The sequence below is a fragment of the Hymenobacter sp. B1770 genome (genome assembly GCF_049896385.1).
GTDB lineage: Bacteria > Bacteroidota > Bacteroidia > Cytophagales > Hymenobacteraceae > Hymenobacter.
On record NZ_JAFCUF010000001.1, the window covers coordinates 559,380 to 572,018 of the forward strand.

A 12,639-nucleotide genomic window follows, 5' to 3' on the forward strand; every position below is an offset into this window, starting at 1 on the left:
TTTAACATGAATCCTTTGTTTTCTTCCAAGCCCATTATCATCGTTGGGGCCGGCATGGCTGGCCTGGCTTGTGCCACGTGGCTGCACCGGGCCGGCCGCCCGGTGCTGATGCTCGATGCCGCCGACGCCGTGGGGGGGAGGGTGCGCACCGACGTTACTCCTGAGGGTTTCCGGCTCGACCGGGGCTTTCAGATTCTACTTACTAACTATCCGGAAGCCCGGCGCATCTTCGACTATAGTGCGTTGCAACTCAAGTATTTTAGCTCCGGAGCGGTTATTCGATTGGCTGATGGCCGCGAAACCACCCTGCAAAACCCATTGCAGCGTCCGCTGGCGGCTTTTTCGGCGCTCACTTCGCCTATTGGCACGCTCTACGACAAGCTGCGGGTTGTGAGCCTGGTGCGGCACGTGCTCAAGCATACACCGGAAGAGCTGCTGGCCCGCCCCGCCACCGACACGCTTTCTTTCCTGCAGCGCTATGGCTGGAGCGAGCAAATGATAAACACCTTTTTTAAGCCCTTTTTTGGCGGGGTTTTTCTGGACAGGGAGTTGAGCACGGCCAGTAATTTCTTCGAATTTGTGTTCCAGCAGTTCGTGACGGGCGACGCGGCCGTGCCTGCCCTGGGCATACAGCAGCTGCCGGAGCAATTGGCAGCCCGCTTGCCCACCGACTCGGTGCGGCTGTGCACGCCGGTGGCCGCAGTAGAAGGCGGCCGGGTGCGCCTTACTTCTGGGCAGGTGCTTGACGGCGCGGCCGTGGTGCTGGCCACCGACGGTCTCACTGCCCTGCGCCTGCTGGCTGGACGCAGCGGCAATGCCGATGACGGTTTCAGTGTGCAGGCCGCCAGTTTCCCCACCGCGGCACGCCTCACCACCTGCACTTATTTCGCAGCCGATGGGCATTCTCCGGGCCGGGGCGATAAGCTCCTGCGCCTCAATGCTGCCCCCGGAGCGCTGGCTCACAACCTGAGTTTTCCAGCCGATGTAAGCGGGGCATACGCGCCCAATGGCCGAGTCCTGATTTCAGTAAGCACGCACGGCGAACGCAGCCTGACCGAAGCCGAGCTAACGGCGGGCCTGCGCGAAGAGCTGGCCGCATGGTTTGGGCCGGCCGCACGGCAATGGGAGCACCTGCGCAGCTATCGTATTCCGGCTGCCTTGCCCGTGTACCTGCCCGGGCAGCCGGTGCGGCAGCCACTGAAGCTGGCCGAGGGCTTGTACCGCTGTGGCGACTGGTCTGCTTATCCGTCGTTGAATGCGGCCCTGGCCACTGGGCGCGAGGTAGCGGAAATACTGCTGGCCCAGTAGCAGCGCACAGCCATTGCAGGCCGCTATTTCAAAGGGCTACTTCGCCAGGGCCCCGGCGCAGTGCTGCTCATGCCTGGGCCAGCGTATAGCGCCGCTCCTTCCATTCCAGCTGGCCCGGCCAGAGCGTGTAAATGAGTACTGCTAAGGACATGACGCAGAGGTAAACCTCATAAAGCAACAATACGCCAAGGTTTTCGCGGCGGCCGGTTTGCCGGAGCGTCAGGGCCAGAAACACGGTTTGCAGCCCTATTTTGCCCAGGTAAATGCCCGCTACGATGGGGGGCGGCAAAAAGCCCGGCCAGAACAGTACCGCGTAGAAGACGCCGTACATGCCGAACAATCCAGTCAGGTACCACGGCAGGCCTCCGGCCGATTTCATCCACCGTTTGCGTTGCTTCAGGAGGGCATGCGCGGTGGGCTGCGCTTCCGAAACGCCCAGGGCCTGGGGCTCGCAGAGGTGGCGAAAGCCCCAGCCGCGGGCCACTACTTGCTGGAAAATTTGCAGGTCCTCGCTCACGTCGAACTGCATGTCTTCGAGACAGCCAATGCTTTCGCAGGCAGCCCGGGTCAGGAGCATGTTGTTGCCAATGGCGGAAGAGGGCAGCCCCCGTTCGGCTAATACCCGAATAACGTTTAGGCCAAACAGCCAGTCGAGGCCCTGCAGACGGCCAAAGAGGCTGCCCTCTGATGTTGTGATGCCCGTAACCACGCCTACGCCGGGCTCTACGGCAGCCAGCATGGTGCTCACCCAGTCGGGCGGCAGGGCCATATCGGCATCCGTAAATAGGAAATAGTCGGTGGTAGCGGCCCGGCATAGGTGAGCCAAAGCATTGCTTTTGTCCTTGGCCCGGCCCAGCCGCTCGCGCACCCGCAGCAACTGAAACTGGGGCTTGTCCTGTATAAACGCTTCAATAACCGCTGCTGTGGCATCGGTAGAGTGGTCATCGGCGATAAGAACCTCAAGGCGGCCGGTGGGATAGCGCTGCTGTGCCAACGAGCGCAGGCAGCGCTCAATGGTGGCTTCTTCGTTGCGGGCCGCCACCAGTATGCTCACCCGTGGCCGGGGTGGCCGGGCCCTCTGACGCCGACGTCGGTAGCGCCGCGGTAGCATCAACACCAGCCCAAGGCAAATCGCAAAAAACAACCCGAAAAAAATACCCGCAGCCAGCATGCAATATTCGAAAGGTGGACCCTTTGATAAATACGCAAGCTGGGTTAGCGGTAGCTATCGGATAAATGCTGGTTTTTGGGTTGTGAGGCGTTAGAAATATGGAGAGGGAACCGCGGAATTATACTTCTGGGTTGGCTGGAGCCAGCTTCTCGTAGCCTAGCGTATCAGCGGGCTCATCGGTGGCGGCCGGGCGTACATCGTCGGCATCGTCGACGCGAAGGGTGAGCAGCCCGGAGATTATCATGGAAACACCCCCCAGTACCAGGGTCAGGACCGACGCACCATGAAAAACATTTTTGGTAAAGAAGCCAAGGGTGACACCGGCCACCATCTGCGGAATCACAATGAAGAAGTTGAAAACACCCATGTAGTAGCCCATTTTGTTCCATGGCAGCGCCCCGGCGAGCATGGCGTACGGCACCGACAGGATGCTGGCCCAGGCAATACCTACTCCCACCATCGAGAGCAGTAGCATTTTTGGGTCTTGCACGAAGTAGATGGAAATCAGGCCCAATCCTCCCGCCGTGAGGCACAGCATATGGGTGAGGCGGCGGTTGGTAAGCCGGGCAATACTGGGGAGCAAGAGTGCAAAAACCGCCGAAACGCCGTTATATACCGAGAAGCAAACACCCACCCAGTCGGCTCCTTCGTTGTAGAGCTTCGAGGTGGTGTCGGTGGTGTGATAGATATGGCTGGTAATGGCCGGCGTCATATAAATCCACATGGCAAATAGTGCCAGCCAAGAGAAGAACTGCACGGCGGCCAGCTGTTTCATGGTTTTTGGCATATTGAAGATTCCCATGAACGACTCGCGTACGCCATTCCAGAAGCCGGCAGTGCGCCGCTTTTCCTCCTCAAAGGCCTTCATGTCTTCGGGCGGGTACTCTTTGGTCCGAATTACGGTCCAGAGCACAGCCAGCAGAAACACGATGCCGCCAATGTAGAAAGCATATTTGACCGACAATGGGATTTGACCCGGCCCAGCCGTATTGCTCACATCAAACCAGTTAGTGAACATCCAGGGCAGGGAGGATGCTACGATGGCGCCAACCCCGATGAAGAATGTTTGAGCGGCAAAGCCCGTCGTGCGCTGCCCTGAGGGCAGAACATCGCCCACCAAAGCCCTAAAAGGCTCCATTGAAATGTTGATGCTGGAGTCCATAATCCAGAGCATGCCAGCTGCCATCCACAGGGCTGTCACGTTGGGCATCACCAGCAGCGCAAGGGATGCGAGAATGGCCCCTACGAGAAAAAACGGCCGGCGGCGGCCCCAGCGTGGACTCCAAGTGCGGTCTGACATGTAGCCTACAATGGGCTGCACCAGCAAACCTGTTGTAGGTGCGGCCAGCCATAGAAAGGCAATGTCGTCGGTATTGGCCCCCATGGTTTCGAAGATTCGGCTGACGTTGGCGTTTTGCAACGCGAAGCCAAACTGAATGCCCAAAAAGCCGAAGCTCATGTTCCAGATTTGCCAGAAGCTAAGGCGGGGTTTTTCGTGGGTACTAACCGAGGAAGCGGCGGTGGGAGCAGCCATTGGGAAGGAGGAAGAAAGTGATGGCCGCACGGCCCTCCGGTGGCGGGGGCGGGGCGGCCATCAAACATACTAATTAGGAAACGTACTGCGGTGCCCTTACTGGGGCTTTAGCTCGAATACGTGGGCCGACAGGGGCGCCAGGGTGAGCTTAAGGGTTTTGAGCGGCTGTTTGGGGTTGAGCAGGTCGGTGTAGGTATAAAACCGCTTGCTATCCAGGCCCATGGCCGTCATGGCCTCGGCGGGCACGTTGATGACGGGCCGGTAGGTTTTGTCTGCGCTGAAGTTGACCACCACCAGCACCTGCTGCTTGTCGGTGTAGCGCAGGTAGGCGTAGAGGTGGCGCTGGTTGTACTCCTTGCCCAGGTTGTTGGCGTCCTGCAACTCGTAGAAGCGGCCCTTGCGAATGGCTTCGCTGGAGCTGGTCACGTTCAGTAGGCGGCGGTAGAAGTCGCGCAGGCTCTTTTGCTCCGGGCTAAGCTTGGCGCCGTCGAATTTGCCCTGGTTCAGCCACTTCTGGTGTTCGGGCACGCCCCAATAATCGAAAATGGTGGTGCGGCCGTCTTCGCCGCTGAAGCCTTCGCTACCATGGGCGGGCTCGCCCACATCCTGCCCAAAGTAGAGCATGACTGGGCCCGAGGCCAGCGTAGCGGTCACGGTCATGGCCGGAATGGCGCGGCGCGGGTCAGTGGCGAAGTCCTTGGAGGCGATGCGCTGCTCGTCGTGGTTCTCAAGAAAGCGCAGCATACGCGACGAGAAGCCGTTGCTTTCTTCCTTCCAAACCCGGGTGATGTCCTCGGTGCTGCTCTCCTGGCGCATGAGGCGGCGCAGGCCGTCGTAGAGGCCCACTTTGTCGTAGAGGAAGTCGAATTTGCCTTGGTCCAGGTAGGTTTTGTACACCTTGGGGTCGTAGGCTTCGGCAATGAAAACGATGTTGGGATTCACCTTCTTAACCTCTGGAATGACGTAGGCCCAAAACTCGACGGGCACCATTTCGGCCATGTCGCAACGGAAACCGTCCACGTTTTTGCCGGCCCAGAACACGAGGATGTCGCGCATCTTCTTCCAGGTGTCGGGCACGGGCGCGAAGTGGGGTTTGCGGCCCTGCTGGTAGTCCACACCGTAGTTCAGCTTGATGGTTTCAAACCAATCGTTGATGCTCGGTGCCTCCGAGAACACGTCGTTGCCGGTGGCTTTGGCGGGGTTCTCGGTGTATTTTTTGTTTTCCGCCGGTCCGGTCAGGGGGCCCAGCGGGTTGTAGTCCGCAGGAACCACGAAGCTTTTGCCGGGCAGGTAGTAAAAGTTATTATTCGGCGCGAAGGCCTTGGCTTTGTCGTCGGTTGCGCCTAGGTCCACCACGCCCTGGGGCTTGGCATCGGAGCGGTAGGAGCGCGCCACGTGGTTCGGGATGAAGTCCATGAGAACTTTCAGGCCGTGGTTGTGGGTGCGCTTGATGAGGGCCTCGTACTCGGGCATGCGGTTTTTTACCACCACGGCCAGGTCGGGGGCCACGTCGTAGTAGTCCTTGATGGCGTAGGGCGAACCCGCACGGCCCTTTACCACGTCGGCGTCGTCGGCCGGGATGCCATGGGAGCTGTAGTCCGTCATGGTGGCGTGCTCGAGCACACCGGTGTACCACACGTGCGACACGCCCATCTTCTTTATTTCGGCAAGGGCTTGGTCGGTGATGTCGTTGAACTTGCCACAGCCGTTTTCCGCAATGGTGCCGTACGGCTTGTTCAGAGCTACTTTATTGCCAAAAAGCCGGGGCAACAGCTGGTAGATGACCAGCTTGTTGTCTTGGGGAATCTCCGCGGTGGTGTTGGGGTCGTTGGTGGTGTGTAGGTCGTCCAAAGGGGGAGTGGGCAAAGAGAAAGCTGCCAAAGTGAGGAAGCCGCCAGCCAGCAACAGTTTTTTCATGGTGCGGCAAGATAGCAGTTCACTGCTCACTGACGACTGTTAATTGAAGATTACCATTCCTGCGTGAGCGGGTGCAGCATCAGTTCGTCTATCACCACGTGGGGCGGCGCTTCGAGTACGTAGCGCACGGCGTGGGCGATGTCGGTGGGGCGGAGGTGGGTTTTCTCGGCCTCGGCGCTGCCCGGCGTGGTGTCGTTGAAGTAGGTATCGACCAGCCCGGGGTAGATGCTGCTCACCTTGATGCCGTGCGGGCGCACTTCCTTGCGCAGGGTGGACAGCATGGCGTCCTGGGCATATTTGCTGGCGCCGTAGGCCGAGCCGTGGGCGAAGGTGCGCCGGGCCACGTCGGAAGCAATGCCGACGATGTGGCCTTTTTTCTGAGCCTTAAAATGAGGAATGGCGGCCTTGCACAGCAGGAAGGTGCCCTTCACGTTGGTATCGAATATCCGGTCCCACTCGGTGCTGGTGAAGTTTTCCAGCTCATTGAAGGAGCCCACGCCCGCGTTGCAAATGAGAATATCGAGCCGGCCGTAGTGCAGCAGCGTGCCCTCAATAACCTGCTCCGCGTCGGACTCCATGGTTACGTCGGCCACGATGCTCAAGCCCTTGGTTTTGTGGGTGAGCTCGGCCAGCTCGTCTTCGTTGCGGGCCACGGCCACTACTTTGGCGCCCTGCAGGGCCAGAACGATGGCAATGGCTTTGCCAATGCCCCGGCTGGCACCGGTTACGATGGCAACTTGGTCGGTGAGGTCGGTCATGGTGTGGTCGAAGCCGGTTTTAGCTGAAGTTATCGTTTTAATTCTACAACCCACGCCGTACGGCCCGGGATTTTTAATGTTTTCAAATCGGCAAGGGCGGCGCCGCTCGTCACCTCCGTGCCCGACGAAAAGCCCGCCAGCCGCTCGGCAAAGCGGGCCGTATCCACAGACTTTTCGTCTTTGTTGGAGTTCATCATCACCATCACCGCTTCGCCCTGGTCGTTGTAGCGGAAGTAGGAGTACACGCCCGCATCGGGGATGAACTGCATGAGCTTGCCGGAGTGCAGCACGGGGTGGGTTTTGCGGTAGTTGGCCAGCGTGCTCACGTAGCGAAAAGCTTCCTGCTCCTGGGCGTTGCGGCCCGCGGCTGTAAACAGGTTTTTCTTGTCGCCGGGCCAGCCGCCGGGGAAGTCTTCGCGCACCTTGCCATCGGGGTCGGTGAAGTTCTTCATAAGGACTTCGGTGCCGTAGTACAGCTGCGGAATGCCGCGGGAGGTAAGCAGCCAAGCCAAGCCCATCTTATATTTCTGGAAATCCTCGCCAACGACAGAATAAAAACGGCTCAGGTCGTGGTTGTCCAGAAACAGCACGTTGCGCATCGGGTTCTGGTACATCCAGTCGGCCTGCAGCGTGTAGTAGAGCTTGCTGATGCCCTCGGTCCAGCCCGCGTCTTTGGTCAGGGCCTCGTTGATGGCGTAATACATCTGGAAGTCCGTCACGCCGGGCAGGTTGGATTTGAAGCCCTGCGTTTCCGGGAAAATGTTCTGCGCGAAGTAGGCCTGCTGGGCCGTACCCTGCACCCAGGTTTCGCCAAACATCCCAAGGTTGGGGTATTCCTCCAGAATGGCGGCGCCCCACTGCATTAGGAAATTGCGGTCGGAATAAGAGTAGGTGTCGATGCGGTAGCCATCAAGGCCCGTGTTTTCTACCCACCACAGAAAGTTCTGGATGAGGTAGGTGGCCACCAGCGGGTTGGTCTGGTTGAGGTCGGGCATGTGGGTGTCGAACCAGCCCTCGCCAAACTGCTTGCGGTCGAAATTCGAGGCATAAGGGTCGTTGAAGGCCGCATCGCGAAAGTTGCTGCGCGTGAAGCTGGGCCACTGGTGAAACCAGTCCTTGGCCGGCTGGTCGCGAAACAGGTAGCTGCCCGAGCCCATGTGGTTGAGCACCACGTCGTGAATCACCTTCAGGCCCTTGGCGTGGGCATTTTTCACGAAGCCGACGTACTCAGCATTGGTGCCGTAGCGTGGGTCCACGGTGTAGTAGTCGGTGAGGGCGTAGCCGTGGTAGCTGGCTTTGGGCTGGTCGTTTTCCACCACCGGCGTGGGCCAAATGGCGGTCACGCCCAGCTCTTTGAGGTAGTCGAAGTGGTTTTCAATGCCCTTCAGGTCGCCGCCGTGGCGGGCATACATGGAATCGCGGGCCACTCGGTTTACGCGGGTGCCCTTCACCACGTCGTTTTTGGGGTTGCCGTTGGCGAAACGGTCCGGCATGAGCAGGTACACGAAATCGGCGCTGGTCACGCCCTGCGTGCGGTTGGGGTCGGTGTTGCGGGCGCGCAGCTCGTACTCGTATTTAACCTTTTTGGCGCCTGCAAACTGCAGCGCCACCTTGCCAGGCTTCGCGTCCGGGCCGATGGTCAGATTCACCAGCAGGTAGTTGGGGCTTTCCATCCTCACCACGCCGTCGAGAGTCACTCCGGCGTAGTTCAGCGTGACGGTGCTGCTCCCGATGCCGGGCCCGTGCACCAGCAGCTGCAGCTTGGGGTTCTTCATGCCAACCCACCAAAACGTGGGGTCGATGCGGGTGATGGGCGCGGGCTTAGCATCGGGCGCGGCGGCTCGGGTTGCCGGGACCACGGGAGTGGCTATGGCGGCAGCCGGGGTCAGCAGCAAAGCTCCAGCAAGCAAAGACAGGAGGTGGGTGGTTTTCATGGGAAAAGGCGGGACGCGTAGAATAGAGCCGGCAAGGTAGTCGCAGCGGGGAAGGTGGGCAACCCAAGGCTTCGCAGGCCCGGCTTGCGCGCCGCAAACTGGGCAAGGCGTGGCACCGGAGGTACTAGGCTAACAAATATTCGGTTAGCGTCAACCTCATCCGTGCAGCTGCCGTTAGGAAGCGGAATGTCTGGCGCCGAAAAGGCGTGCTCTCATAGAAACCTATTCATGATTATGGCCCCCGGCCCTCTCCCATGGCTGATTCCTCCAAACTTGCCGATACGCTCAACGAGCTAGCTCTTTTCGTAAACGACCGCATTGAAGGCTACAAAACCGCGGCCGACGAAACCAAAGACCCGCAAAACAAAGCTTACTACCAGGAGTTGGTGCAGCAAAGCGAACAATTTGCAAACGAGGTAAACGGCTTTGCCCGCGCCGCGGGTGGCGATGCCGAAAGCAGTACCACCCTCAAAGGCAAGTTCTACCGCGGCTTCATGGATGCCAGGGCCATTGTGACCAGCCGCAACGAGAAAAGCATTCTCGACTCCAACATCTACGGCGAGGAGTGGGCCATCAAAGCCTACACGGAAGCCTTGGCTGATTCGGCCCTGACTGGTCCCGCCCGGCAGGCCGTAGAGCGGCAGCACAAAGCCTCTCGGCAAACGCTGCGCAAGCTGCAGCAGCTCAAAGGCCTGCAAGAGGTATAGGGCCCTGCCGATGCCTGCAGAGGTCTAAGCTCATAGGAGATATCTGACTTTTGCATTGTTTGCAAAATGCTTCAGACCTTGCGCCCGCAACAAGCTACAGTCCAGGTTCTGGCATATCACATTTTAACCAGCTTTCCCTTAAGTCGCGGGCAACAGCCTACGCAGCAAATTCTTATGGCCTTTACTTTTAAACCTTACACCCCAGCTGCCAAGTACAAAACGGCCGCAGCGTATTTCTCGATGGAATTTGCCGTCGACCAGGCCCTTAAAACCTACTCCGGCGGGTTGGGCTTTTTGGCGGGCTCGCACATGCGCTCCGGCTACGAGCTGAAGCAGAACCTGGTCGGCATCAGCATCCTGTGGAGCTTTGGCTACTACGACCAGGGCCGCAACGAGGACCAAACCATGCGGGCCGACTTCCGCCAGAAGCACTACTCGTTTCTGGAAGACACCGGGCTGCTGTTCCCCATCACCATTCACGGCGCCGATGTGTTTGTGAAGGTGCTGTACCTGGCCCCGGAAGTATTCGGCACGGTGCCGATGTTCTTCCTGACCACGGACATTGCCGAAAACGACTACATCTCGCGCACCATCTCGCACCACCTCTATGACCCGGACGCTGCGGCCCGCGTGGCCCAAAGCATCCTGCTGGGTGTGGGCGGCGGCAAAATGCTCGACCTGCTCGGCCGCAAAACCGATGTGTACCACCTCAACGAAGGCCACGGCCTGCCGCTGGCGTTCTACCTCTACGAGAAGCATGGCCGCGACCTGGCCGAGGTGCAGAAGCGCCTGGTGTTCACCACGCACACCCCCGAGCTGGCTGGCAACGAGGAGCGCCTCATGAAGCTGCTCACCGACATGAGCTTCTTCGGCGAAGTGCCCGAGGAGGAAGTGCGCCGCGTGGCCCGCATCGAGAACGATGCTCTCAACTACACGCTCACCGCCCTGCGCTTTGCCCGCAAGGCCAACGCAGTGAGCAAAGTACACGGCCTCGTGAGCCTCGATATGTGGGGCCACCATGCAGGCATTTGCCCCATTATCCCCATCACCAACAGCCAGAACGGCTCCTACTGGCGCGACCCGCAGCTGGCCGCGGCCCTCAAAGCCAAGGACGACACCGCCCTGCTGGCCCGTAAGCAGGAGCTGAAGCAAGACCTCTTCAAAATAGTGGCTGACCAAACCGGCAACATCTTCGACCCCAAGGTGCTGACCATCGTGTGGGCCCGCCGCTTTGCCGGCTACAAGCGCGCCGACCTCATTCTGCGCCACTTCGACCGGTTTGTGGCGCTGGCCACCAACACCGCGCGTCCCATCCAGATAATTTGGGCTGGCAAGCCTTACCCTAAAGATTTTGGCGCGGTGGACCTGTTCAACGAAATCATCAAGCGCACGGCTCACCTGAAAAACTGCGCTGTGCTCACCGGCTACGAGCTGGGCCACTCGGCTGCGCTGAAAAAGGGTTCCGACATCTGGCTGAACACGCCCCGCTTCCCCCGCGAGGCCAGCGGCACCAGCGGCATGACCGCCGCCATGAACGCCAGCGTGAACTTGAGCATCGCCGACGGCTGGATTCCCGAGTTCTGCCGCGACGGCGAAAACGGCTTCCTCATCACGCACTCCGACGAGCACCTGCCCGAAGAAGTGAAGGACGACCAGGAAGCGACCGATTTGCTCGACGTGCTCGAAAATGAGGTGCTGCCCATGTACTACGACCAGCCCAAGAGCTTCCTGAAAGTGGTGAAAACCGCCATGAAGGACGTGGAGCCCGCGTTTGAGTCGGGCCGCATGGCCCGGGAGTACTACGAGCAGCTGTACAAGGCCTAGGCTCTTTATGGAGTAAAAAGAACGTCGTGCTGAGCTTGTCGAAGCATCTCTACCGCGCAACCAACGTAGTCATTAGATTACTGCTGCAGTAGAGATGCTTCGACAAGCTCAGCATGACGTTCTTTTTTTAGCTCATTTTTCTCTATATCTGGCATGTGTGGTCGTTATACCTTCATCGCTCCCGCGCCAACTGCTGAGCAGCGCTTCGACGCCAAGTTCACGGAGCCCGCGCCGGCCAACTACAACGCCGCGCCCTCGCAGCGCCTGCCCATCATCACCAACACGGCTCCTGGCCAAATTCAGCTGCTGAACTGGGGCCTAGTGCCCAGCTGGAGCCGCGACCCGGCCAAGGGGCCCAAGCCCATCAACGCCCGGGCCGAAACGCTGGCCGAGAAGCCCTCGTTTCGGCAGCTGCTAGGGCGCAAGCGCTGCCTGGTGCTAGCCGACAGCTTCTACGAGTGGCAGGCCACGCCCGAGGGCAAGGTGCCGCACCGCATTCTGCTGCGCGACGAGCAGCTCTTTGCCTTTGCCGGCCTCTGGGACGAGTGGCTCGACCGCAGCACCGGCGAGCTGCAGCCCACCTTCACCATCATCACCACCGAGCCCAACGCGCTGATGGCCAATATCCACAACCGTATGCCCGTCATTCTGCCCACCCGCAGCGCCGAGCAAGCCTGGCTGGACGACGGCTTGGGCGTGGCGGCGCATCAGCAACTGCTCGTGCCCCACGATGCCGCGGCTATGCGGGAGTACGTGGTGAGCAAGCGCGTGAACTCACCGGCCAACAACGACGCCGAAGTGCTGGCAGCGGCGTAAAGTCGTTTCCTGGCCCGAGGAATCGCTGCCGTTCGTGTTACTTTGCCCGCATGAATTGGCGTAACCCTTGGCTCCTGCTGCTGCTTATCCTCGTGCTGTCCTCGGCTGTGCAGCTGGACTTGCCATGGTGGAGCCTGGCCGTGGTTTCATTCGTGGTAGGATTCACCATGGCCCCATCGGGTCCGGCCGCTTTTGGCGCCGGCTTTGGCGGAGCCGGGCTGAGCTGGCTGCTGCCTGCTGCGTGGCTTTCGTACCAGAACAACGGCCTGCTGGCGCACCGCGTGGCGCAGCTGCTGCCGCTGGGCGGCTCACCGGTGGCACTGGTGGTTCTGACCGGTGTGGTAGCCGGGCTGGTGGGCGGGTTGGCCGCGCTATCTGGCACGTGGTTGCGCCAGGCGGTGCGCCCGGTTCCGCAAACGCACTAGCAGAACGCTAGGAGCAACCCTGCGGGTGTGCTAACAAATTACTTGAAAGTGTACCAAGCCAAGACTTCTAACCCAGCAGCATTGTCTTCCGCTTCCACTACCTCATCCATCACGTGCTGAATTTCGGCATCTGACCAATCTTCGTCTTCGGCTGCCCGCACCCACAGGTCGAGGGCGGCGTAGCGGTTCGTATCCGGAGGCAAATTCCAGCGTACCTTCTTGCGGATATTCATCTGATAAGAAAA

At 59.8% G+C, this 12,639-nt stretch carries 11 protein-coding genes; 5 read left to right on the forward strand and 6 right to left on the reverse strand.

Going from position 1 to position 12,639, the window contains the following annotated elements:
• The first annotated feature begins 6 nt into the window (after window positions 1-6).
• Window positions 7-1,308: a protoporphyrinogen/coproporphyrinogen oxidase gene (locus ACP7AJ_RS02285; protein WP_426058563.1), complete on the forward strand. Its 1,302-nt coding sequence runs from the start codon at window positions 7-9 to the stop codon at window positions 1,306-1,308.
• A 67-nt stretch (window positions 1,309-1,375) separates the two neighbouring features.
• Here ACP7AJ_RS02285 and ACP7AJ_RS02290 read toward each other — a convergent pair whose 3' ends face one another.
• From ACP7AJ_RS02290 to ACP7AJ_RS02310, 5 genes are all read right to left on the reverse strand, one after another.
• Window positions 1,376-2,362, reverse strand: coding sequence for a glycosyltransferase (locus tag ACP7AJ_RS02290; protein ID WP_426058564.1), 987 nt, complete (start codon window positions 2,360-2,362; stop codon window positions 1,376-1,378).
• Window positions 2,363-2,597: 235 nt separating this feature from the next.
• A complete protein-coding gene (locus ACP7AJ_RS02295) occupies window positions 2,598-4,013 on the reverse strand; it encodes an MFS transporter (RefSeq protein WP_426058565.1) in 1,416 nt (471 codons plus the stop codon).
• A 96-nt stretch (window positions 4,014-4,109) separates the two neighbouring features.
• Window positions 4,110-5,930 (reverse strand): alpha-amylase family protein, encoded by a 1,821-nt coding sequence (locus ACP7AJ_RS02300; protein WP_426058566.1) that lies wholly within the window; start codon window positions 5,928-5,930, stop codon window positions 4,110-4,112.
• A 50-nt stretch (window positions 5,931-5,980) separates the two neighbouring features.
• Window positions 5,981-6,688 carry an SDR family oxidoreductase gene (locus ACP7AJ_RS02305; RefSeq protein ID WP_426058567.1) on the reverse strand — a complete coding sequence of 236 codons (708 nt, stop codon included), beginning with the start codon at window positions 6,686-6,688 and terminating at the stop codon, window positions 5,981-5,983.
• Between the two features lie 29 nt (window positions 6,689-6,717).
• Entirely contained in the window at window positions 6,718-8,622 is a 1,905-nt protein-coding gene (locus tag ACP7AJ_RS02310) for a glycoside hydrolase family 13 protein (RefSeq protein ID WP_426058568.1), read from the reverse strand.
• A gap of 254 nt (window positions 8,623-8,876) precedes the next feature.
• Between ACP7AJ_RS02310 and ACP7AJ_RS02315 the strand changes: the two genes are divergently transcribed.
• The 4 genes from ACP7AJ_RS02315 (at window position 8,877) to ACP7AJ_RS02330 (ending at window position 12,394) form a co-directional block, all read left to right on the forward strand.
• Entirely contained in the window at window positions 8,877-9,329 is a 453-nt protein-coding gene (locus tag ACP7AJ_RS02315) for a ferritin-like domain-containing protein (protein ID WP_426058569.1), read from the forward strand.
• A gap of 174 nt (window positions 9,330-9,503) precedes the next feature.
• Window positions 9,504-11,153, forward strand: coding sequence for an alpha-glucan family phosphorylase (gene glgP / locus ACP7AJ_RS02320; protein WP_426058570.1), 1,650 nt, complete (start codon window positions 9,504-9,506; stop codon window positions 11,151-11,153).
• Window positions 11,154-11,306: 153 nt separating this feature from the next.
• Window positions 11,307-11,969, forward strand: a complete 663-nt coding sequence (locus ACP7AJ_RS02325) for an SOS response-associated peptidase (protein ID WP_426058571.1) — start codon at window positions 11,307-11,309, stop codon at window positions 11,967-11,969.
• Window positions 11,970-12,019: 50 nt separating this feature from the next.
• On the forward strand, window positions 12,020-12,394 hold the full coding sequence (locus ACP7AJ_RS02330; RefSeq protein ID WP_426058572.1) for a hypothetical protein: 375 nt from the start codon (window positions 12,020-12,022) through the stop codon (window positions 12,392-12,394).
• A gap of 38 nt (window positions 12,395-12,432) precedes the next feature.
• Here the strand turns inward: ACP7AJ_RS02330 and ACP7AJ_RS02335 are convergent, their stop codons facing one another.
• Window positions 12,433-12,627, reverse strand: coding sequence for a hypothetical protein (locus tag ACP7AJ_RS02335; protein ID WP_426058573.1), 195 nt, complete (start codon window positions 12,625-12,627; stop codon window positions 12,433-12,435).
• Between the last annotated feature and the right edge of the window lie 12 nt (window positions 12,628-12,639).

Coding starts and splice junctions, on each gene's coding strand:
- ACP7AJ_RS02285 (WP_426058563.1), top strand. CDS start 7: ATGAATCCTTTGTTTTCTTCCAAGCCCATTATCATCGTTGGGGCCGGC.
- ACP7AJ_RS02295 (WP_426058565.1), bottom strand. CDS start 4,013: ATGGCTGCTCCCACCGCCGCTTCCTCGGTTAGTACCCACGAAAAACCC.
- ACP7AJ_RS02300 (WP_426058566.1), bottom strand. CDS start 5,930: ATGAAAAAACTGTTGCTGGCTGGCGGCTTCCTCACTTTGGCAGCTTTC.
- ACP7AJ_RS02305 (WP_426058567.1), bottom strand. CDS start 6,688: ATGACCGACCTCACCGACCAAGTTGCCATCGTAACCGGTGCCAGCCGG.
- ACP7AJ_RS02310 (WP_426058568.1), bottom strand. CDS start 8,622: ATGAAAACCACCCACCTCCTGTCTTTGCTTGCTGGAGCTTTGCTGCTG.
- ACP7AJ_RS02315 (WP_426058569.1), top strand. CDS start 8,877: ATGGCTGATTCCTCCAAACTTGCCGATACGCTCAACGAGCTAGCTCTT.
- glgP (WP_426058570.1), top strand. CDS start 9,504: ATGGCCTTTACTTTTAAACCTTACACCCCAGCTGCCAAGTACAAAACG.
- ACP7AJ_RS02325 (WP_426058571.1), top strand. CDS start 11,307: ATGTGTGGTCGTTATACCTTCATCGCTCCCGCGCCAACTGCTGAGCAG.
- ACP7AJ_RS02330 (WP_426058572.1), top strand. CDS start 12,020: ATGAATTGGCGTAACCCTTGGCTCCTGCTGCTGCTTATCCTCGTGCTG.
- ACP7AJ_RS02335 (WP_426058573.1), bottom strand. CDS start 12,627: ATGAATATCCGCAAGAAGGTACGCTGGAATTTGCCTCCGGATACGAAC.